This window comes from Rhizobium sp. UFLA01-1127, from assembly GCF_059803845.1.
On record NZ_JAUQTZ010000008.1, the window covers coordinates 1 to 21,253 of the forward strand.

21 protein-coding genes are annotated in these 21,253 nt (G+C 59.9%); 7 read left to right on the plus strand and 14 right to left on the minus strand.

Going from position 1 to position 21,253, the window contains the following annotated elements:
- Window positions 1-465 (plus strand): proton-translocating transhydrogenase family protein (locus Q4Q11_RS03355; protein ID WP_498568629.1); only part of this gene is annotated, 465 nt, incomplete at its 5' end.
- Window positions 466-488: 23 nt separating this feature from the next.
- Window positions 489-1,862 carry a Re/Si-specific NAD(P)(+) transhydrogenase subunit beta gene (gene pntB, locus Q4Q11_RS03360; protein WP_498568630.1) on the plus strand — a complete coding sequence of 458 codons (1,374 nt, stop codon included), beginning with the start codon at window positions 489-491 and terminating at the stop codon, window positions 1,860-1,862.
- 109 nt (window positions 1,863-1,971) lie between these two features.
- Here the strand turns inward: pntB and Q4Q11_RS03365 are convergent, their stop codons facing one another.
- From Q4Q11_RS03365 to Q4Q11_RS03400, 8 genes are all read right to left on the minus strand, one after another.
- Window positions 1,972-2,124 carry a hypothetical protein gene (locus tag Q4Q11_RS03365; protein WP_498568631.1) on the minus strand — a complete coding sequence of 51 codons (153 nt, stop codon included), beginning with the start codon at window positions 2,122-2,124 and terminating at the stop codon, window positions 1,972-1,974.
- Window positions 2,125-2,273: 149 nt separating this feature from the next.
- Window positions 2,274-2,612 (minus strand): 2Fe-2S iron-sulfur cluster-binding protein, encoded by a 339-nt coding sequence (locus Q4Q11_RS03370; RefSeq protein WP_498568632.1) that lies wholly within the window; start codon window positions 2,610-2,612, stop codon window positions 2,274-2,276.
- A 17-nt stretch (window positions 2,613-2,629) separates the two neighbouring features.
- Window positions 2,630-3,877: an NAD(P)/FAD-dependent oxidoreductase gene (locus Q4Q11_RS03375; RefSeq protein WP_498568633.1), complete on the minus strand. Its 1,248-nt coding sequence runs from the start codon at window positions 3,875-3,877 to the stop codon at window positions 2,630-2,632.
- A complete protein-coding gene (locus Q4Q11_RS03380; RefSeq protein WP_498568634.1) occupies window positions 3,874-4,428 on the minus strand; it encodes a cupin domain-containing protein in 555 nt (184 codons plus the stop codon). The genes Q4Q11_RS03375 and Q4Q11_RS03380 overlap by 4 nt, the downstream gene beginning before the upstream one ends.
- Window positions 4,421-5,089, minus strand: coding sequence for a 4-carboxy-4-hydroxy-2-oxoadipate aldolase/oxaloacetate decarboxylase (locus Q4Q11_RS03385; RefSeq protein ID WP_498568635.1), 669 nt, complete (start codon window positions 5,087-5,089; stop codon window positions 4,421-4,423). The genes Q4Q11_RS03380 and Q4Q11_RS03385 overlap by 8 nt, the downstream gene beginning before the upstream one ends.
- Window positions 5,090-5,110: 21 nt before the next feature.
- Window positions 5,111-6,040, minus strand: coding sequence for an ABC transporter substrate-binding protein (locus Q4Q11_RS03390; protein ID WP_498568636.1), 930 nt, complete (start codon window positions 6,038-6,040; stop codon window positions 5,111-5,113).
- 129 nt (window positions 6,041-6,169) lie between these two features.
- Window positions 6,170-7,195, minus strand: coding sequence for an amidohydrolase family protein (locus tag Q4Q11_RS03395; protein WP_498568637.1), 1,026 nt, complete (start codon window positions 7,193-7,195; stop codon window positions 6,170-6,172).
- Window positions 7,195-8,385, minus strand: coding sequence for a cytochrome P450 (locus tag Q4Q11_RS03400; protein WP_498568638.1), 1,191 nt, complete (start codon window positions 8,383-8,385; stop codon window positions 7,195-7,197). Before Q4Q11_RS03400 ends, Q4Q11_RS03395 begins: the two co-directional genes overlap by 1 nt.
- 285 nt (window positions 8,386-8,670) lie before the next feature.
- Here Q4Q11_RS03400 and Q4Q11_RS03405 point away from each other — a divergent pair, with 285 nt between their 5' ends.
- The 5 genes from Q4Q11_RS03405 (at window position 8,671) to Q4Q11_RS03425 (ending at window position 13,214) form a co-directional block, all read left to right on the plus strand.
- On the plus strand, window positions 8,671-9,405 hold the full coding sequence (locus Q4Q11_RS03405; RefSeq protein WP_498568639.1) for an ABC transporter ATP-binding protein: 735 nt from the start codon (window positions 8,671-8,673) through the stop codon (window positions 9,403-9,405).
- A complete protein-coding gene (locus Q4Q11_RS03410) occupies window positions 9,402-10,112 on the plus strand; it encodes an ABC transporter ATP-binding protein (RefSeq protein WP_498568640.1) in 711 nt (236 codons plus the stop codon). The genes Q4Q11_RS03405 and Q4Q11_RS03410 overlap by 4 nt, the downstream gene beginning before the upstream one ends.
- Complete coding sequence (locus Q4Q11_RS03415; RefSeq protein ID WP_498568641.1) at window positions 10,112-10,993, plus strand: branched-chain amino acid ABC transporter permease; 882 nt, start codon at window positions 10,112-10,114, stop codon at window positions 10,991-10,993. Before Q4Q11_RS03410 ends, Q4Q11_RS03415 begins: the two co-directional genes overlap by 1 nt.
- Before the next feature lie 95 nt (window positions 10,994-11,088).
- Window positions 11,089-11,985 (plus strand): branched-chain amino acid ABC transporter permease, encoded by an 897-nt coding sequence (locus Q4Q11_RS03420; RefSeq protein ID WP_498568642.1) that lies wholly within the window; start codon window positions 11,089-11,091, stop codon window positions 11,983-11,985.
- A gap of 29 nt (window positions 11,986-12,014) precedes the next feature.
- Window positions 12,015-13,214 carry an ABC transporter substrate-binding protein gene (locus Q4Q11_RS03425; protein WP_498568643.1) on the plus strand — a complete coding sequence of 400 codons (1,200 nt, stop codon included), beginning with the start codon at window positions 12,015-12,017 and terminating at the stop codon, window positions 13,212-13,214.
- 310 nt (window positions 13,215-13,524) lie between these two features.
- On the opposite strand, the gene Q4Q11_RS03430 is transcribed toward Q4Q11_RS03425, so the two are convergent.
- From Q4Q11_RS03430 to Q4Q11_RS03455, 6 genes are all read right to left on the minus strand, one after another.
- Entirely contained in the window at window positions 13,525-14,223 is a 699-nt protein-coding gene (locus Q4Q11_RS03430; RefSeq protein ID WP_498568694.1) for an HpcH/HpaI aldolase family protein, read from the minus strand.
- 16 nt (window positions 14,224-14,239) lie between these two features.
- The gene (locus Q4Q11_RS03435) at window positions 14,240-15,043 is read right to left on the minus strand and encodes an SDR family oxidoreductase (protein WP_498568644.1); all 804 of its coding nucleotides are present in this window, start codon (window positions 15,041-15,043) and stop codon (window positions 14,240-14,242) included.
- A 10-nt stretch (window positions 15,044-15,053) separates the two neighbouring features.
- Entirely contained in the window at window positions 15,054-16,730 is a 1,677-nt protein-coding gene (locus tag Q4Q11_RS03440; RefSeq protein ID WP_498568645.1) for a hydantoinase B/oxoprolinase family protein, read from the minus strand.
- Between the two features lie 11 nt (window positions 16,731-16,741).
- Complete coding sequence (locus Q4Q11_RS03445) at window positions 16,742-18,805, minus strand: hydantoinase/oxoprolinase family protein (protein ID WP_498568646.1); 2,064 nt, start codon at window positions 18,803-18,805, stop codon at window positions 16,742-16,744.
- Between the two features lie 214 nt (window positions 18,806-19,019).
- Window positions 19,020-19,958 (minus strand): nitrogen assimilation transcriptional regulator NAC, encoded by a 939-nt coding sequence (gene nac / locus Q4Q11_RS03450; protein WP_498568647.1) that lies wholly within the window; start codon window positions 19,956-19,958, stop codon window positions 19,020-19,022.
- Between the two features lie 77 nt (window positions 19,959-20,035).
- On the minus strand, window positions 20,036-21,244 hold the full coding sequence (locus Q4Q11_RS03455; protein WP_498568648.1) for an aspartate transaminase: 1,209 nt from the start codon (window positions 21,242-21,244) through the stop codon (window positions 20,036-20,038).
- Between the last annotated feature and the right edge of the window lie 9 nt (window positions 21,245-21,253).

The following is a 21,253-nucleotide window of genomic DNA, read 5'->3' on the forward strand; positions in this document are numbered from 1 at the left end:
ATCACCTATCCGCCGCCACCGCCGAAGATCCAGGCGATCGCAGCCCAGAAACGACAAGAAAAAGCAAAAGAGCTGACACCGGAAGAACGGCGTGCCGCCGAAGCTTCCGCCTTCAAGTCGGCAACGCGCCGACAGGTTGGCCTGCTCATCGTCGGCGGCCTGCTCATGGCGCTTATCGGCGCCTATGCGCCGTCGGCCTTCATGGGCCATTTCATCGTCTTCGCGCTTGCCTGCTTCGTCGGCTTCCAAGTCATTTGGGGTGTCAGCCATTCGTTGCATACACCGCTAATGGCGGTGACCAACGCGATTTCCGGGATCATCATCATCGGTGCACTGCTGCAGGTCACAGCGGGCGGCTGGCTGGTGACAGCCCTTGCCGCCGTTTCGGTGGCGATCGCTACCATCAACATCGTCGGCGGCTTCATGGTCACCCGGCGCATGTTGAACATGTTCCAAAAGTCTTGACGCCGGCCCCGGGGATCAGAATCATGTCTATCGGTATCCAGACCGCGGCCTACATCGCCGCATCCGTTCTCTTCATCCTTTCGCTCGGCGGCCTTTCCGGTCAGGAAAGCGCCAAGCGCGCCGTATGGTACGGCATCGTCGGCATGGCAATAGCCATACTCGCGACCATCCTCGGGCCGGGCGTCGGGCTTTCCGTCGTCCTGCTGATCATGCTCGTCGTCGGCGCTGTCGTCGGCACGTTGCTGGCGCAACGCGTCGAAATGACCGGAATGCCGCAGCTCGTGGCAGCGCTACACTCCTTCGTGGGGCTTGCTGCCGTGCTAATCGGCCTCAACTCCGACATGACGGCGCATGAGTTCGCCACCAATGCGGAAAAGATCATCCATGAAGCGGAAATCTTCCTCGGCGTGTTCATCGGTGCGGTGACCTTCACCGGCTCGATCATCGCCTATGGCAAGCTTTCCGGCCTCATCGGCGGCAAGGCACTCATCCTGTCCGGCCGGCACATGTTCAACATCCTGATGGTGCTCGTGTCGCTTGCGCTGATGATCATGTACATGAATGGCGCGGGTTCATGGTCGCTCTACTTGATGACGCTGATCGCCTTTGTCATCGGCGCTCATCTCGTTATGGCCATCGGCGGCGCCGATATGCCGGTCGTCGTTTCGATGCTCAACTCCTATTCCGGCTGGGCGGCGGCGGCGACGGGATTCCTCCTCGGTAACGACCTCTTGATCGTAACCGGAGCGCTCGTCGGCTCGTCAGGCGCGATTCTCTCCTACATCATGTGCAAGGCAATGAACCGCCAGTTCCTGTCGGTCATTCTCGGCGGCTTCGGCAATGCCTCCGGCCCGGCGATGGAAGTCGTTGGCGAGCAGGTTGCCATCGATGCCGAAGGCGTTGCCGCAGCGCTCAACGACGCCGACTCGGTCATCATCGTTCCAGGCTACGGCATGGCGGTCGCGCAGGCTCAAAGTGCGGTTTCGGAACTCACCCGCAAGCTGCGCGCAGCCGGCAAGAACGTGCGCTTTGCGATCCATCCGGTTGCCGGCCGCCTGCCTGGCCACATGAACGTCCTGCTCGCGGAAGCTAAGGTGCCCTACGACATCGTGTTGGAGATGGACGAGATCAACGACGATTTCCACGAGACCGATGTCGTCATCGTCATCGGCTCGAACGACATCGTCAATCCGGCCGCACAGGAAGATCCGAATTCACCGATCGCGGGCATGCCTGTCCTCGAGGTCTGGAAGGCCAAGCAGGTTTTCGTCTCCAAGCGTGGCCAGGGAACCGGCTATTCCGGGATCGAGAACCCGCTGTTCTACAAGGAAAACACCCGCATGTATTACGGCGACGCCAAAGAGTCGGTCAACGGCCTGCTTCCGAAGCTGGCGTGAAAGCTTGAGCGCCGCTTTCAACTGAAGAAATACTCTCAAAGAGACGCATTCCTCGGCAGCCATAAGACCTTCACCGGCAGGCTGCCGTTGCGCGTTCTGGATAGTTCATTCAGAGGTCGCCCGACCACATCAGCGCGCGATAGCTTGTGGAGACCGGCACGTCCACATGCAGCCAAAGCCGCTCCAGTGGTTTGCGCCAAGTCGCGAGATCGCCTGCAAATAAATGAGCGGAAATGGTAACGCCCATGGCAATGAGTGCCATGGGCGCGGACGGGCCTTAATTGATTGCTTTCTTCAGCTCGACATTCAGCGGTGAAAGATCTGACTGGCTGGAAGGCGCTAACCGTGATTTTGGATCGCCGCTCACCGTATGATCCTCGAGATCCGCCCCTGATGCGAGACGATCTGCTGCTATTCTTCGGGGGCAATGCGAACGACGATTCCACTGAGGGTCTCGTCAAAGGGGATCTGACAGGAAAGTCGCGAGTTCTCTTGGCGGTAGTCGGAGCCCTCCAGCAACTCACTCTCATCGATCGAGGGCGCTGCCAGGCTTGCGGTCTCTGGCAATTCCTCAACGTAGAGGTGGCAGGTAGCACAGGAAAGACACCCGCCACACATTGCAAGCAGCTCATCAAAGCCCGCGTTTCGGATATTCTCCATCAGCGAAGCGCCCACTCTCCCCTCGAAACTGTGCAGCTCTCCGTCCCGCGTACGCACTGAAATCATAGACATTTTTTCCTCCACTTTCATTCCGGGCCTCGAATGCCTCACAGCACTTCGAGGCTAAGTTCCTTGAGTTGTTTCGATGTGTCTGCGAGCGCGTCGCGGTCGATCCTCGCTGAGCTATCGACAAGCTTTCGTCCTTGCACGTAGTCGCGGGATGCATTGACGCAATCGAGGGCCAGCACTGCCCCGTCCTTCAGGTAGATAACGCTGAAGGTCCGGCTGGCGGGATTACCCCGTGTCACCACGCTGTCAAAGCCGTAGTTGAGACCAACTGTCTGCATCCTCAAATCATATTGATTGGACCAGAACCAGGGCGTCGCATCGTAAGGCTTGAGTTCGCCGCAGATCGCCTTGGCGGCGGTCGTCGCCTGATCCGTCGCGTTCTGCACGGATTCAATGCGAATGCCAGGGCCGTGTCGCAGCCGAGCACAGTCTCCGATACAGTAAATGTCCGGCAGGGAGGTCTGGCAAAACTCGTTGACATCCACACCGTTTGCGCCTTCCGCGCCCGCCTCGATCAGCGGGCCGGCCGAAGGGACAATGCCGATCCCGACCACGACGATATCGGCTGGGATCTTCTCGCCGGTCGCGAGCACCACATTCTTGACGCGGCCATTGGAGCCCTCCAGAGAGCTGACACCGCAGTTGAGGCGGACGTCTACGCCATGTGCGCGATGCTCGGCCTCGTAGAACCTCGATACCGGCTCCCCGGCTACGCGAGCGAGTACGCGATCGAGCGCCTCGACCAAAGTGACCTCTTTGCCGATCTCTCGGAACACCGCTGCCGCTTCGAGACCGACATAGCCGCCGCCGACGATCACGATCCTTTCGGCGCCGGGAAGGACTTCGACGAGCGCGTCGCAATCCGCCTTGTTGCGGATATAGCAGATTCCGGCCAGCTCGCTGCCGGGGCAGGAAAGCTTCCTCGGCTCGCCACCGGCGGCCCAAACGAGCTTGCCATAGGATATGCGTTCGCCAAGGTCCGTGGCGACGACATGGGCTGCGGCATCGACGGTGGTTACACGCCTGCCCAGCATCAGTTCCACCTGTCGCGAGGCCCAGAAATCGTGCGGCCTAAGATGCATCCTTTCGAAGGATTTCTTGCCTGCGAGATATTCCTTCGATAGCGAAGGGCGGTCGTAGGGGACTTCCGGCTCGGCGCCGATCAGCGCAATGGTCCCACCGAACCCGGACTGCCTGAGCGCCGCCGCTGTCTGTGAGCCGCCGTGCCCGCCGCCGACGATGACGCAGTCGAAGAAGCGATTGTTGTCCTCCCGCGTCATTGTCATGACTTTCTTTCAGCGCCGATGAGGACGAAGCACATGATCGCGGGCTTGTCGCCCTTGTTGCGCCAGGCATGGCGCGTGCCGCATTGGACGACGACGTCGCCCTGCTTCAGCAGCGTTTCGGCGCCGTCATCGAGTTCGAGCCAGACCTCGCCATCGAGGACAATGTCGTAATCCACTGTGTTGGTGGTGTGCATACCGGGTGTGTCGGGCTCGAACGCCTGGATCAGGCCGGGGATATGCACCGCCTGTTCTTCAAAGGCGGCCGCCGGATCGACGGTCGCGAACACAGAGTCCGGCGGGAAGACGACGATCATCAGCTTCGTCTCACCCGGTTCGGGGGTGATCAGGATTTGCGGCGGCGCCTGCTCCGCATGACCCTGCGGAAGGCTGGGTTTCGCCGAAGTTGCATAAAGGACCGAGGTAAGGTGGCCCGGCACAGAAGCGTACGCGTGGGCATTGGGTGCGGGGCCGTCGCTGATGAACACCGACTTGCCGTTGCTAATCCCTGTGACGACACGCCGGGGTATGCGCAGTTCCGTTGCCCTATTCATAGATCAGGCCCTTCGCCTCAAGCTGCGGACGCATGTTGTTAATGTCGAGGCTTAGTTGGCCCGACTCGTAGAGACCGCGCTTCTCGTCTTCCATTTTCTGGCGTTTGCGCGCTTTTTCGAGGACCATCGCGGCCTCGTCGCGCTTGACCACACAGACGCCGTCGTCATCGGCGACGATGACATCGCCTGGCTCGATATAGGCTCCGGCACAGACCACGGGGACCTGAACGTTTGCCAACGTCTCCTTGACGGTGCCCTGGGCCGATATCGCCTTGGACCAGACGGGGAAGTTCATGGACCTTAGGTCGGCGACATCGCGTACGCCGGCATCGATCACGAGTCCCAGAATTCCGCGAGCCTTGCACGATGTCGCGAGAAGATCGCCGAAATATCCGTCCGTGCATGGCGAGGTCGGTGTGACGACCAGGATATCGCCGGGCTGCGCGACCTCGAGGGCGACATGGATCATCCAGTTGTCACCCGGAGGTACCTCGCATGTGAGCGCCGTGCCGCCGATGCGCGCGCCCTCGATCACGGGGCGCAGATGCGGAGCCAGCAATCCCTTGCGGCCCTGCGCTTCATGGACTGTGGCGACACCGAGCTTGCCCAGGGCTTCGCATATCTCGCGGTCTGTCCGCGATGTGTTGGTCATTACCTTCATTGGGAGCCTCCCGAGATGCAATCAAACGTATTTCAACCAGCCGACCGCGCCCTGGAGGAAGCTGCGCTCGAACACGCCTGCGGCGCTCGATCTGGCTGCTTCGTCAAGCAGGTTGGCGCGGATCATCAAGTCGACCGTGGCATTCATCGCAGCTTGCGGAATGGAAAGATCGCCGGGCCACATGCCCATGTCACGCATGTAGTGAAGGCCGCGTGAGGCGAGTTCGGTGTCGTCTTTCGTGGTAATTCGCTGGAAAATCGGAAGCGTGATGTCGTCGCGGCTCGGGTCGTTTGTTATCGCATAAGCCTCGAACAGCGCCTTGAGGAAACGGCCGACCACATCGCGGTTGCTGTCCAACCAGCTTTTGCGGCCGATGACAGCGGCAAAGACGATCTCGGGGATGACATCGTTGATCTCGCCGATCAGGTTGTAGCCTTCGCGTTCGGCCAGGAAATTCCATGGCGCGGGTTGCGGGGCGCAGGCAATTTCCCCCGCCTGCAGCGCTTCCCAGCGCTTGGTGTGGATGCCGGCAAGTTCGAACTCGTAGTCGTCCGGATACCGCAGGCCTTCCTTGGACAGCAGCATTTGAGTGTAGATCGCCGTGCCCTCTGTCAGTGACGAGGTGCCGACCTTTTTGCCCTTGACGTCCTTGATCGTCTTGACCGAAGGCTGAGCGACGAGCGACATCGGCAGGCGATTGGAATTCGAGGCGATGACCCTGAGCTCGCCGCCTTTGACGAAGTTCGAGACGGCACCTTCAGGTGGCGTTATAGCGAGATCGGCCTCGCCTTCGACAACAGCGGTGGTCGCCTTGTCGACAGTGCCCATCTTCTTATATTCGATCACCAGCCCGTGCTTGGCGAAAATTCCTTGCTCTTCGGCCACGAAGACCGGGAGCCAGTTGAACCCTTGCGCCCCGCCTGCGAGGCTTAGATGTTGGCTGGAAGCCATATGATTTTCTCCCTGATATTCGCCAGAGCGGTCAGCGTTTCAGGGAAACGCTTTCCCGCTCTATCCCTTTGTTTTGACGCATTCCGGACGGAAAACCGCTGCGCACTTTTCCTGAAATCGCTCTGGGCTTCAAAGTCCGCGCCCGCGCAGCCTTTCGTCCAAAAGCGGATAGACCCGTCGCGCGTTACCTTCGAAGACCGCCTGCCTCTGATGATCGTCGAGGGCGAGATGGTCGATGTATCTTTTGGTGTCGTCGAACGGGTGCCCGGTCTCCGGATCGGTCGCCTTCACAGCGCCGAGCAGCTCGGAGCCGAACAGGATGTTCTTGGTGTCGACGACGCGGAAGAGCGTATCGATGCCCGCCTGGTGATAGACGCAGGTGTCAAAGAACACATTGTTCATAAGGTGCGTGTCGAGGCCCGGCTTTTCGAGCATGATCGACAGGCCGCGATAGCGGCCCCAGTGATACGGCGCAGCCCCGCCTCCGTGCGGTATGATGAGCTTGAGCTCCGGATGGCGCTCGAACAGGTCTCCCTGAATCAACTGCATGAACACCGCCGTATCCGCGTTGATGTAGTGTGCGCCCGTCATGTGAAGGCAGCGCTCACAGGAACTTGAAACATGGATCATTGCGGGGACCCTGAGGGCGACCATGGCCTCCCACATGGGATCCCACCATGGATCGTAGATCGGTGGCGCACTCCAACGCCCGCCTGATGGGTCGGGGTTGAGATTGCATCCGACGAAACCGTTTTCGACGCAGCGCTCCAACTCCTCGATGACATCAGACAGGTCGCCATCGACTGTCTGGGGAAGCTGGCAAACTGCCGCGAAATTATCTGGGAACATGTCAACGATCCGACCAACGTTGTCGTTCGATAGGCGCGACCACTCCTTGGCGACCGACAGCCCCGGTACATGGTGTCCCATGCCGGAAGCACGGGGGCTGAGCAGCGTCACATGCGAGCCGCGCTCGCGCTGAATTTTAAGCTGGTTCGCCTCAATGATGTCGTGCAACTGCTTATCGGGGATTCCCGGATAGGCGGGGAGCTCGGAAGACTTTCCTTCCGCATAGGCGACTTGCGCCGCGCGGAAGGCGTGGTGCTCCGGCGGTTCGGTCGTGAAGTGGCCGTGGCAATCGATGATCAGCGACATCACGCATTCCACTTCGCGGGGAGGTCGGATATGCCACGGAACCGCCAGCCTTTGCCCTTGATCTCCCGCGACGGATCGAGACGAAGATCGGGCAACTGCCGGAACACCTCGGTAAGCGCAATCTCGCCCATCGCACGGGACAGGAAGTGGCCGGAACAGAAGTGCGGACGGAAACCGAACGACAGGTGCTGCTTCTTCTTGCGGAACATGTCGAAGCGGTCGGCATCTTCGAAACGCGTCTCGTCGCGGTTGGCCGACCCCATGACGATGGCGACGGATGAGCCCTCAGGGATGACCGTGCCGGCGATCTCGAAATCTTGCTTGGCGATGCGGGGCGTTACGCCGATCGGGGCGATCCAGCGCAGACCCTCGTCGAAGGCGCGCATCGCATTTTGCTGCGGCTGCTCCGCCATAAGCTTCGCCTGGTCGGGATTAGAAAGAAGCCCCGTGCAGGCATTCGCCGCTGCATGGCCTGGCTCCTGGAGGCCGCCCAGGATGATGACGCGCATGGTCGGAGAAATCTCCTCCCAGCTTCGAACCTCGCCCTTTGGCATGCCGCCATACATGACATGGCTGAGCAGCGAGTGGTTGGCCTTCGACAGGCACGCCTGGTAAAGATCGCCCATCTGCTTGTCGATGTCGGCAAGCGCGTCGTCCAGTCGCTTCCATATGGCCGGATCATTGCTGACGTTCTGCAGGCCTAGCGCCATCGCGTGAAACCACTCCACGAGGGTTTCGTTTGGCGTCTCCGTTAGGCCGATGACATCGCCAATGCACCGCACCGAGATCGGCTCGAAGAGTTCCGTCGTCAGGTTCGCTTCACCATTCTTCTTGATGGAGTCGATGTAACGCTGCACGACCGGGCGTGTCAGACCTTCGACGAACGAGCGCACGCGTTCCTGCGTGAGATTCTCGTCGATACCCTGGCGGAGGCACTGATGATCCTCGCCAGACATGGTCAGGACGTTCGGCATGCCCATGACGCGGGCTTCCGGACGGTCCGCCGAGCCCGACGGTCCGAACACCTTGTCGTTGCCGCCGATCGTCCGGCAGTCGTCGAACCGCGTAATGAAATATTCTTTCGTCCCTTCGAAGAAGGCCACAGGCTCCTCCGCGCGTAGCCTCGCGTAGACGGGATAGGGGTCCCTATAGAGATTTTCGCCCGTCAGTTCGGTGTTCGTTCCCGTCATTGAATTCCTCCCTCACCCTGCTTCGCAAGGTTTTCGCCAATCCCGCCGCCATGTTCTCCAACCCGACGGCATGCATTCTCAGGACGTTCCTTTGGAGCAATCGCCACGCGATTGATGCTTGACATACCGAAACGTCTTCGGATACTGATAGGTATCCAAAGCGGGATTGGCTGTCAACAAGAGAAATGGACAGGCCGTGGAGAGACCGCTTCGGAAGGGAGGAAATCAGTGAGCAACAGCAGCATCGCCGAGGTGCGCCTTGTGCTTGAGGCGCGGGATGTCTCCGTGCAATTTGGCGGCGTCAAGGCCCTAACCAACGTGTCGGTTTCCGTGAAGGCAGGAGAAATCTGTGGCTTGATCGGGCCGAACGGCGCAGGCAAATCGACCTTTCTCAACGCGGCGACCCGGCTTGTTAATTACACGAGCGGATCGATCATGCTGGGCGGTCAGCCGCTCGAGGGCGTCGCTTCGCGCGAGATGATCGGAATGGGCATCGCGAGGACCTTCCAGAACCTTGGTATCTATGCCTCGATGACCGTTCTGGAGAATGTCATGCTCGGGGCACATCATCAGTTTGGCGGCAAATTCGCTCAAGCGATCTTCGCTCCATCCCGAGCAAGGGCTGTGGAGCGGTCCGCGCGCGAAAAGGCAATGGCGGTGCTTGAAGAGGTCGGCATGGCCGAGCTCGCCCGGCGCACCGCCGGGTCGCTTCCCTATCCCCTGCAGAAGCGCATGGAGATTGCTCGCGCGCTTGCTGCCGAACCTAAAATTCTGTTGCTTGACGAACCTGCCGGCGGTCTGACGCACGGCGAAGTCCACGAATTCGGGTCGCTCGTCGACAGTATCAGACGCAAACGGAACCTCTCGATTCTTCTCATCGAGCATCACATGGGCTTAGTCATGAGCCTTTGTGACCGGATCGTTGTGTTGCACCTGGGCCGCAACTTGGCTGAAGGTACCCCTTCCGAAATCAAGTCCAACGACGCGGTGATTGCCGCCTACCTCGGGAAGGCCGCATGACGCTGGATCTCAAGAATCTCTCCGTATTCTACGGCAAGACGCAGGCGCTGTTCGACTGTTCGTTCTCAGTGGGCGAAGGCGAGTTTGTCGCCCTGCTCGGCTCCAATGGGGCCGGGAAGACGACGCTGCTGCGCGCCGTGTCGGGACTGCTCCCCTTCAAGGGCTCGGTTGCCTTTGCTGGAAAAGCGCTCGACAAGATCGTGGCGCAGAAGCGCCTCGCGCTCGGTATCGCGCATATACCCCAAGGACGAGGGACTTTCTCCGAGTTTACGGTCGATGAAAACCTGTCGCTCGGAGCGACGATCGTGTCCAACCGATCCCAAGTGAGGGAGGACAAGGAACGCTGGTACGAGACATTCCCGCGTCTGCGCGAACGGCGCAACCAGCTTGCGGGAAACCTTAGTGGCGGAGAACAGCAGATGCTGGCTGTGGCACGCGCGCTCATGTCCCGACCGAAGCTTCTGATGTGCGACGAGCCATCGCTCGGGCTCGCCCCTTCGATCACCCAGGAAATCCTGGCGATTTTCAAGACGCTCAACAAGGATCACGGCATGACGCTGCTCGTGGTCGAGCAGAATGTCGACATCACCCTTCAATATGCCGACCGGGCCTTCGTTATCGAGGCCGGCCAGATCGTCGCGAGCGGTGCGGCAAAGGAGCTGATCGACAACGAAGACATCAAGAAATCTTACCTGGGAGTTGCCTGATGAGCCTCTTCTTCCAGCTCGTCGTCAGCGGCCTGACCACGGGCGCAATTTACGCGGCGCTGGCCCTGGCGCTCGTCCTCATCTTCAGGGCAACCAACGTCGTCAACTTCGGCCAGGGGGAGATGGCGACTTTTTCCGCCTATGTCGCCTGGCAGTTGATGCAATGGGGTGCGCCGCTCTGGCTCGCCGTCCTCGCGAGCCTCATTGTGGCGTTTGCTATTGGGATTGTAACTTTCCGCTTGATTATCCGGCCGATGATGAGCGCTCCGGTGGAGGCAATCGTCGTTATCACCCTTGGTATCCTCGTTCTCTTCCAAGCCGCGTGCATGTGGATGTGGGGCGCCGAACAGCTCTCGTTCCCAAGCCTTTTCCCTGACGGCGGCTTCAATATCGGTGGGGTTCGCGTGCTCTCTTCCGCCATCGGCACGCTGACGATCCTTCTCGTTATTGCTTCAGCAATGGGCTTCATTTTCCGGTTCACCAGGCTTGGACTGTCGATGCGCGCGGCAGCTTTCGACCACGCTCGAAGCGTGCTTGTCGGCGTCAATGTCGAACGAATGCTGATGTTGGGATGGGGCTTTGCCGCTGTCATCGGGGCGCTTGCCGCCATCCTCATTGCCCCCCGACTGTTCCTCAGCCCGACGATGATGACGCCTATCCTCTTTTATGGGCTCGCTGCAGCGACGCTCGGCGGCTGGGACAGTCCGCTTGGCGCCATCGTCGGCGGCCTCGCCGTCGGCGTCGCCGAAAGCTTAGGTGCCAGCTACCTCTCATTCATCGGCGCCGACATGCGCATCGCAGTGCCGATCGCCCTCACCCTGGTCATCCTGCTTGTGAAGCCCGTTGGCCTGTTCGGTTCCTATAAGGTGACAAAGCTATGAATGATGGATTTCGCGCGGCCGCTCTCAAGTTCGGTCTCTTCGCGATCGTCGCGATCCTGATCCCGGTCTTCGCGCCGGGATACGCGCTGCAGCAGGTGGCGATTGCCATCGCCTATGCCATTGCCATCCTTGGTTTGAACCTGCTGATGGGGTTCGCCGGGCAGATTTGCCTCGCACAGGGAACACTGTTCGGTGTCGGCGCTTACGTTACCGCGATCCTCAACGCCACCTACGGCGTCTCGCCGCTCGTGACGCTGCCTGCCTCAGCCGCGGTGGCAGCCGCGATTGGGCTGGTCATCGGCCTTCCAGCACTCAGGCTTCAGGGCTTGCAACTGGCCATCGTTACATTCGGCATTGCGGCCGCGTTCCCGCAACTGCTGCTCAAGATGAAAAGCCTGACCGGCGGCGTATCGGGGCTTTCGATCGACGCCCCCGAAGCTCCGAGTTTCTTCTCGGATCGCCCCGAACTGTGGCTCTATATCATATCGCTTATATGCGCGGGTGTCGGTGCCCTGCTCGTCTCGCTGATGCTCTTCGGCGAAAACGGGCGCGCGCTTAGGGCACAGCGGGACAATCCACAAATTGCTCAGGCGCTCGGCATCAACCTGACACGCACCCGTCTTTGGGCATTTGCCGCAAGTTCGGCGCTCGCGGGACTCGGCGGTGGCGTGTTCGGTATCATCAGCGGTTTCATCAGCCCGGAGTCGTTCCTGGCAATCCTGTCCATCAACATCGTGATCGGCAGCATTGTCGGCGGCGCCACCAGTATCGTCGGAGCGTTTCTCGGCGGTCTCTTCATGGTCTTCGTCCCGACTTGGGCATCTGACATCAACCTGAGCCTCGGCAACCTGATCTACGGCCTCGCGCTGATCCTGATCATGATGGTCGCGCGCAATGGGGTCACTGGCTTCATCGAAAAATGGCTCTCGATGACTTTTCGGAGGATGGCGAGTAGCCGACGCCAAATTGAAACAAGGGAGGAACTGATATGAGATTTATCTCTGTACTGAAAGGATGCACGATGCCGCTGGCCGTCGCGGCACTGCTCGCGGCAAGCAATGCCAATGCAGCGGAACCGTCGCCGGGCGTCACCGACGACACCATTAAGATTGGCGTCACGGGACCGCTGACTGGACCGGTCGCTATCGTTGGCGGTGTCGCCGAAGGAATCCGCGCACGCGTCGAACAGGCCAACGCCGAAGGTGGCGTCAAGATGGGCGATGGCAAGACCCGCAAGATCGATCTCGTCATCGAAGACGATGGCCTTGATCCCCAGCGCACTTTGGCGAATGTCCGCAAGATGGTCGAGAAAGATCAGGTATTTGCTCTCGTGGGCACGGCCGCGACGCCAAACAACCTGGCGATCGGCCGCTATATCACGCAGAAGAAAGTGCCGAACGTTTTCATGTATTCCGGTGTCATCTCGCTGAACGCACCCGAATGGGAGGTTGGCTTCGTACCGTCGTTTTCAACCGAAGCAGACTCATTTGCTGCCTACCTTCAGATCAACAAGCCCGATGCAAAGGTGGCTTTCCTGTATCTGAACACGGAGACGGGCCAGACCTTCATGAAGGCCTTCGACAGCGCAATCGACGGAACGAATATCAAGGTGATCGAACGCCAGCCGGTGACATCGCAAGACCCCACTGTCGAGACCCAGCTAAACACTCTGAAAGCTTCCGGCGCCGACACCCTGGTGATTATCGCCGCGCCCCGCCAGGGGGGCGAAGCCATCCGCTTCCAATCCGAAAGCGGTTGGAAGCCTTTGACACTGGTCACCAACTTGTCGTCGGCGTATCCGGTTCTTCAATCAGTCGGCCTGGAAAATGCCAAGGGTATCATCACCTCCGACTTCCTAAAACCCATTACCAGCGATCAGCAGTCCGGTGACGAAGGCATCGATCACTATCTCAATGCCATAAAGGCGGCCAAGGTGAACTTCGTCTTCGCCAATTCGATCGGTCAGACCGGGTATGCAATTGGCGACGCGCTCATCCAGTCCCTCGAAAAGCTCAAGGCTCCGACCCGCGAGGAGCTGATGAACGTCGTTCACAACATGAACGGGTGGAAAAACCCATTGCTCCAAGACGGCATCACAATGACGACCAAGGAAGGATCCGACATCTACCCTGTGGAAGCACTCCAGCTATACCAGTTCGATGGCCGGGAATACGTACCGCTCGGAGGCATCTTAGACTTCGAAGGCAAGACTCACGAATAGCCGGCTTTGGCAGTGGGTGCCGGCGGTCCGGCGCCCACACCACCAAATTTGCGCGCATGAGAGCCAATGATCGCTGCGCCGACTTGTGCACTGATGCCCCACTCGGCAGCCCTATCCCAGAGAAAGTTCGATCCTCCATCAATTGGATGAACATATCCCGCATTAGTGCCAAACGGCTATCGTGGGAGCTTCAACAGAGTGGCCGAAAGTTGAAGCGGGACCTGAGTGCCCCAGCTCTTTGCGGACCGCCTTTTCAGGGCATCGGAGAGGAATGGTGAGGATCTTCTTTATGACGTGAAATATTCATGAGTTACGCCAACATCTGTCTGATTGCGGTGATTCCGCGACGCAGGAACGGGTCGGAGTGAATGTAGAAAAACTGCATACCCTTTTCGAGCCATCCCGGCAATTCGTCCGCAGTAACGAGGGTGCCGGCGACCTTTCCGGCGGAACGGATCTTTCTGACCGCTTCCCCCACCTTCTGCTGCACTTCAAGCGGCCGCGGCTCGCCGAAGGGAGGAGCCGGCGGAAAGCCCATGTTCTGTGAGAGGTCACCAGGCCCGATAAAGAAGACGTCGATCCCCTCTACCTTGACGATCGCCTCGAGATTGTCGATCGCCTCGACCGTCTCGATCATCGCAATGACCAGACGTTTTTCGTGATCCGACGGGAGTGCATATCGGATCGCGTCGACAATGGCACTTGCCTGGCCGACGTTATCCACCATGGGCACCATGATTCCGTCAGCGCCGGCATTCAAATATCGGATAAGGATCGGCCGCTCATGCGAGTGAGGACGAATGATAGCGGCCCCGCCAACGGAGCGAACGATCTGCGATGTCTCGCGGACATCCTCAAAACTCCATGTACCGTGCTCGCAATCGATGAACACCGAGTCTGCTCCGAGCTCGACTAGGCGGGCAGCCAGTCCTGAGGAGGAATGGTGTGGCGTGAACATGGTTAGGGGTTCGCCGGCCTGAAGCCGTGCGCGCAGTTTTGCACCATTCATCATGTGCTCCTCCTGATTATCGTCTCGGTAGATTCGGTGTGTCGGCGGGTGCTCCCACCCCTCGCGCCGCTTCAATGTCGGCAGACGTGTCACGCAAGAATGTCGGACAAATATGCAGTTCCGGAATCACGGCGCCTTTTTGCAGACTGGCGCATAGCGCGATTGCTCGAGCGACATCGTGCGGATCGAGCATGACCGCGCGTTCGCTGTCGAGCGGCGGGCGAGCCCGATTGTTCATGATGGGCGTGTTCGTCTCACCGGGAAGAATAGTTGTCGCCCGAACACCCTGGTTTCGGTAGGTATTATGAAGGAAGGTCATGAAGTTCTTCACGCCTGCCTTCGCAGCGCCATAAGCCGCGCCGCCAAGAAGATTTGGATTGAGCGCCGCGAGCGACGACACAGTGATGACGGTTCCCTCACCCTTGGCGATCATATCGGGAAGCACTGCCTGGGTCAGATTGAAAACGGCCGTCAGATTGACGTTGATGGTCGAGTTCCACTCTTCCTCGCTCAGGAAGCGGGCGTTCAACACCTTGCTGGCGCTGCCGGCATTGTTGACGAGGATATCGACCGGGCCGACCTCTTCCTTCACCCATTTGACAGCTGCGAAGATGTCGTCCCGCGACGCGATGTCGAGTACTTTCGGGACGGCTTTTCCGCCTGCGGAGGCGATTTGATCCGCAACCTCGCGCAACGGGTCGAGACGCCGTCCAGTCAAGACAACCCTGGCGCCCTCCTTTGCGAGAAGAAGTGCTGCTTCCTTGCCGATCCCTGTTCCGGCTCCGGTTACGAGGGCAATATTCCCATCAAGCAAACCCATTCCAAATCTCCTATTCCGCGGCGACGGCACTGGCGCCCTTATAGCCGTACACGGTCTTCGCTGCCTGCGGCGTAATCAAGCCCTGTGCGAGATCCTGTTCGACAAGCTCGGCCGCGCGCGCGCTTGCAGGTCCCCAACCGCCGCCGCCTGGAGTTTCGACTTCGAGCCGTTCGCCTGTTCTGAGGACGACCTTACCCTTGGGGAATTGCGGCTGTCCGTTCTTCATGACCTTGCCTGCAGTGCCGTTTTGGCCTTCGACCACGCCGAAGCATGGGTGACGGACACGTTCGGATGCGAGATAGATGTTCATCGGCGACTTGCCGAGGTTACGAAGAACAACGCGCTGGCCCAAACCGCCACGATACTTGCCGGCCCCGCCGGAGTCTGCAATCAGTTCCTTGCATTCGGTCAGCGCGGGAACGGCGATCTCGAACATCTCGATCGCGGTGACCTTGCAGTTGGACGGGAAGCTCAGTGTGTCCAGACCGTCAAACTCGGCGCGAGCGCCCTGCCCTCCATGAAAATTCTGAACGGAACCATATTGCGTGCCGTCGTCGCGACGGCCGACGCAGTTTGCAGCCCAGATCGGCGCACCACCGCTGTCGCCCATGACCTTGTCGGGCACGACGCGTTCCAGCGCTTTGAAGATCAGCGACGGAATGGCATGGCCGATGAGATTGCGCGAATTGCCTGCCGTCCACTGTTCTGGGTTCAGGATCGATCCGAGTGGCGCATCGTCGGTGATAGGCGTAATGCAGCCTTCGTTGTTCGGCGTATCCGGATCGAGAAGGCATTTCAGCGCATAGACCGAGTGGGCATAGCGATAGTTCGTGCGGCAGTTGATCGAATGCAGCACCTGCGGCGAGGTGCCGGTGTAATCGACATGGATAGAATCATCGTTCACGATCACGGTCGCCTTGAGCTTGACGTCGACGTCATAGCCATCGAGCAACATCTCTGCCGAATAGCTGCCGTTTGGCCACTCGCGGATCGCCTTGCGGGTTTGCGCCTCGGAACGAGTGTGGATCGCCTCCGCCAAGCCATCGACATCGTCGAGACCGTATTCATCCAGGAACTTGACGAGCTCGCGGCCCATGACGTTGTTTGCGGCGATCATGGATTCGAGATCGCCACGCACTTCGGTCGGCAGGCGAACCGACGCCTCGATGATGTCGAACACGTCCTTGTTCGGAAGGCCGGCCTTGAGCAGCTTGACGATCGGAAAGCGGATACCTTCCTCGAAGATGTCGCTGGCTTCGGAGTGAAGCGGCGCACCGCCGATATCCGGAAGATGCGCAATGGACCCGGCATAGGCGACAACCTTGCCGTTCTTGAAGATCGGGGTGATCATCGTCACGTCCGGAAGGTGGCCGGTTCCGATCTCGGGATCGTTGGTCGCAAGCACGTCGCCTTCCTCCAGCGCTTCGACGGGAAATTTCGGCAGAAAGAACTTCTGGGCCGCGGCCGGCAGCGACGTGATGAAGACCGGGATCGACCAGGTGCATTGGGCAAGCGCTCGGCCCTTGCTGTCGAGGAGAACGGTCACGTAATCGTGGTTTTCCCGCACGATCGGCGAGAACGCCGTCTTGCCAAGCACGTTGTCGGCCTGGTCAGCGATGAAGATCAGGCGGTTCCACATGACCTGAAGGTTGATCGGATCGTTGAAATCGGTGACGGGCTTCGACATCGGATGTCCCTTTAGAGAATGTTGATCACGAGATTGCCGCTGACGTCGACATGGAAGATGCCGCTTGGCCCGACGACAGCGGTCGATTCACGCTGCTCGACAATGGCAGGCCCCTTGATCTCCTGGTTCACGGGAAGTTTGTAATGGTCGTAGACCGAGGTGTCGGCATAGGCGCCCAGCTCCTGGAAATAGACCTGGCGGCTACCCTTCCTGGCCTCTTCTGCCTGCGTCTCGTGAGGACGAGTGACCTGGTCCTTCTCACCACTTGCGCGCAGACGCCAGGTGATGACCTCGACGGGTGCGGCCACGGTGCGGCCGAAGAGCTCACTGTATAGCTTGAAGAAATTGTCGGTGAGCTGTTTGAGGAATTCCCCCTCGGGAAGTCTGCGATCCGGCAGAGCAACCGTAATCTCGTGTCCCTGGCCGACATGCCTCATGTCGACGGTGAACCGGTTGGCGATCGTCTCCTTCGCCACTCCCGCGGCCGATACGACTTCCGCGCCCTGTACCGCCAGCTCATCGAGGATACCGTTCATTTCGCCGAGATCCCAGGCATTGACGGGCATCGGATGGCTCATCGAGAGATCGACTGCGACCGGCGCAATCAGCAGACCGATGGCCGAGCTCACACCCGCACCAGTCGGGCAGATGATCCGCTTGATCCCAAGCTTGCGGGCGATGCCATAGGCATGGACCGGGCCTGCACCGCCGAAGGCGACCATCGGGAGGGACCGCGGATCGACGCCGAGATCCGTCGCATGCATGGCGGCCGCCTTGCTCATCGACTCATTGACGAGATCATGAATGCCCCAGGCGCAGCGTTCCACCGAGACTTCGAGTGAGCTTGCAAGCTTTTCCATTGCCTCATAAGCGGCATTTTTCGAAACCTTGAAAGAGCCGCCAACGAAGGACTCCGTTCCCATATAGCCGAGCAGGATGTCGGCATCCGTAACCGTCGGCTGGCTGCCGCCGCGCTGATAAGCGGCAGGACCTGGCATTGCGCCTGCCGAATGCGGGCCGACATCGAGGAGGCCAAGCGGGTTCTTAGCGGCGATCGAACCACCGCCGGCGCCGATCTCGATCATCTGGATCGACTGGATCTTCAGCGGAAAGCCGGAGCCCTTGCGAAAGCGCTGATAATGGGCGACCTCGAGATCCGTGCCGACGTTCGGTTCGCCATTCGGGATGAGGCAGAGCTTCGCGGTCGTCCCACCCATGTCGAAGGACAGGACGCTCGTTTCGCCGGCAACCCGGCCGAACTCGGCAGCGGCGACGGCACCGGCCGCAGGCCCGGATTCGATCAGGCGGACCGGAAGCTCGGCAGCCCGGCGGCTCGGCACGAGACCGCCTGAAGATGTCATCCACAAAACCTGGCGATCGATGCCCTTCTTGGCGAACTCGCGTTCGAGGTGCGCAACGTGCCCTGCCATTTGCGGACGGGTATAGGCGTTGACAACCGTGGTCGAGGCGCGATCGAACTCACGCATTTCCGGGCAGACCTCCGATGAGATCGAGACGAAGATATCGGGGTTCTCTTCACGAAGAAGAGCCGCCACGCGTTTCTCATGCTGCGGATACTTATAGGCATGCAGCAGACACACGGCCACTGAGCGAACGCCCTTCTCGCGCAGGCGTCCGGCAATCTCGCGCACGCTGTCTTCGCTGAGCTCCGTCATGACCTCGCCGTCGGCTGCGATACGCTCCTCAGCACCGAAGCTGTTGGCACGGGTAACGAGGGCGTCCGGATATTTGATGTTGAGATCGTAGAGATCGTAGCGGCCTTCGTTGCGGATGCGCAGCATGTCCTGGAAGCCGTCCGTCGTAACGAAGCCTGTTTCGACGCCCTTGCGTTCGAGGACAGCATTGGTGACGACGGTCGTGGCGCCGAGAATCTGCAAATTTTCGATGGCGATCGAGCCGGAGAACTTTTCAAGAAGGTCGGAGACACCCTGCACAACAGCTTCTGCGGGGTTGCTCGGCGTGCTCAGCACCTTATGGAGATGCAATTCGCCGCGATCGTCAAGGAGCGCGAAATCCGTAAATGTGCCGCCGGTGTCGAAAGCCAGTTTTGCCATGTTTCCCTCGAAGCAGAAGCTTGGCGCGGGTCGCGCCTATGACCGCGGGTCCGAAGGTCGAACCCTTATCTGCCACAAGGTTAGGTGAGTTCGGCTCCGATTGGCCAACACAACTACCGTCTGCCGCCATAGGGTTTGCTTATGGCGATGGGGTAGTGCCGCAGGGGGGTCGTCATCGGGCAAACAATGTTCTGCGACAGCTTTGGAAGGTATGTTATGCAGGGCGAATCCCGGGATGATCCCCTGCCATCATATGTGCGACTATCTCGAGAAGCACGGCCCTTGCCGCCAGCGCGGGTTCGGACAGCGGGAGATGGTCGGATACGCATAGCGAAACGGTCGCGTCGATAACCGGTCTTGTCAGAGCGCGCACCTGTGCTCCCGCGAATGAAGGGGTCGCGGTCACCACCGAAGCCGGCAAAATAGTCGAACCAAGACCGTCAAGCACTGCGGCGCTCAAGGCGGGGACGGACTCGATTTCCGACAGAACTACCGGTGCGGCGCGGGCGCGCGCCAGCGCGTCGTCGATTAAACGCCGCAACAAATGGTTCTTGCTCGGAAGCAGCAGCGGCATCTGCGCAAGTGCTCCGACGGCCAAGGCCTCGCCGCTTGCGCCAGGCAGGTTCTCGCCCGGTGGCGAAACGAGGAACATCTCCTCCTTGAAGAGCGGTTGAAGTGTCGTGCCCTTGATCGGATCGGAGGCGTAAATGAGCGCCATATCCATCTTGCCGGTCATGATCAATTCGCTGAGGATCTGCCCGAAACTGTCGTTGATGTGCACGACGATCTGCGGATGCCTCACCCTCATTTCACGCAACAACGGAAGCGAAAGCGAACTCGATGTCGAATATGTCGCAAGCCCGATCGAAACGCGCCCGGCGACGGACGCGGCGGCCTGGTTGATATCGATCTGCGCCTGATCGATCTGTTTCAGCATCAGCTGTGCGTGCCGATAGAGAATAAGCCCGGCCTCTGTCGGCGTAATCCCGACATTGCTGCGGATCAGGAGCTTGTGCTTGAAATGCGTTTCCAGCGACGCGATCTGCTGCGACAATGCCGGCTGCGCCGTTCGCAGAATTGCGGCCGCACGAGACACGCTGCCGGTGTCGACGATCTTTACAAAGCTTCGCAGCTTGCGGAAATCTACGCTCATGGTTCCACGCTCTTTTCGTGGACCCTAGTCTCTCGGGAAGGACGCACGCAAGCCCCTTCCCGACATTGAGGCTCCGTTCAACGCAAGGCCGCGACGGCGCGCTCGATACGGTCGCAGGCTTCCTTGATTACCTCCATCGAGGTGGCGATCGAAAGGCGAAAATAGGGGGACAGTCCATAGGCCGCGCCCTGCAGCGCTGCAACGCCGACGCCGTCGAGGAGGTAGAGGACAAAATCCAGGTCCGTTTCGATCACCTTGCCTTCCGGCGTCTTCCTGCCGATCACGCCAGCACAGTTCGGGAAGAGATAGAAGGCACCGTCCGGCACCTGGCAGGATAATCCGTCGATGGCATTGAGGCGGGCACAAGCATAGTCGCGGCGTTCCCTGTAGACCTTGACGCTATCGCGAACAAAGGATTGGTCGGCCGAAAGAGCATAAGCGGCGGCGGCCTGGCTGATAGAAGACGGGCACGAGGAGATCTGCGACTGCAGCTTGTTGATCGCGGCAATCAACGGCGCTGGGCCGGCGGCATAGCCTATACGCCAGCCGGTCATCGCGTAGGACTTTGATACGCCATTCGTCAGGAGCACACGGTCCTTCAACGCCGGAACCGCCGCGACAAGTGTCGTCATCGGCTCGTCGCGAAACCAGACCTGGTCGTAGATGTCGTCCGACAGGACGAACACATGCGGATGGCGAAGAAGCACCTCTCCAAGCGCCTCCAATTCCTTTCGGCTATAGGCGGCACCCGTTGGGTTTGACGGCGCATTCAGGACAAGCCACATGGTTCGCGGCGTGATCGCCGCCTCAAGAGCCGCCGGTGTCAATTTGAATCCCTGCTCCTGCGGGCATTCGACGATAACCGGCTTGCCTTCATTGGCGATCACCATGTCCGGATAGGAGACCCAATAGGGTGCGGGGATGATGACCTCGGCGTCGTTCTCGACGCTCGCCATCAAGGCCAGGAACAGGATCTGCTTGGCCCCGCCACCGACGCAGATCTCGTTGTCGGCATAGGAGATCCCGAGGCGGCGCTTGAAGTCGCCCATGATCGCCTTGCGCAGGGCAGGTGTTCCGTTCACCGCCGTATATTTGGTTTCGCCCCGGTCGATCGCCGCATGCGCCGCCGCCTTTACGCTCTCCGGCGTGTCGAAATCGGGCTCGCCGACGGTCATGTCGACGATATCCTTGCCGGCGGCCTTCAGTTCGCGGGCGCGCGCCGCCGCTGCCGTGCTGGGCGAAATCTTGATGCGCGCCACGCGTGACGCGGCCACGAAATTGCTCATGGTTCAATA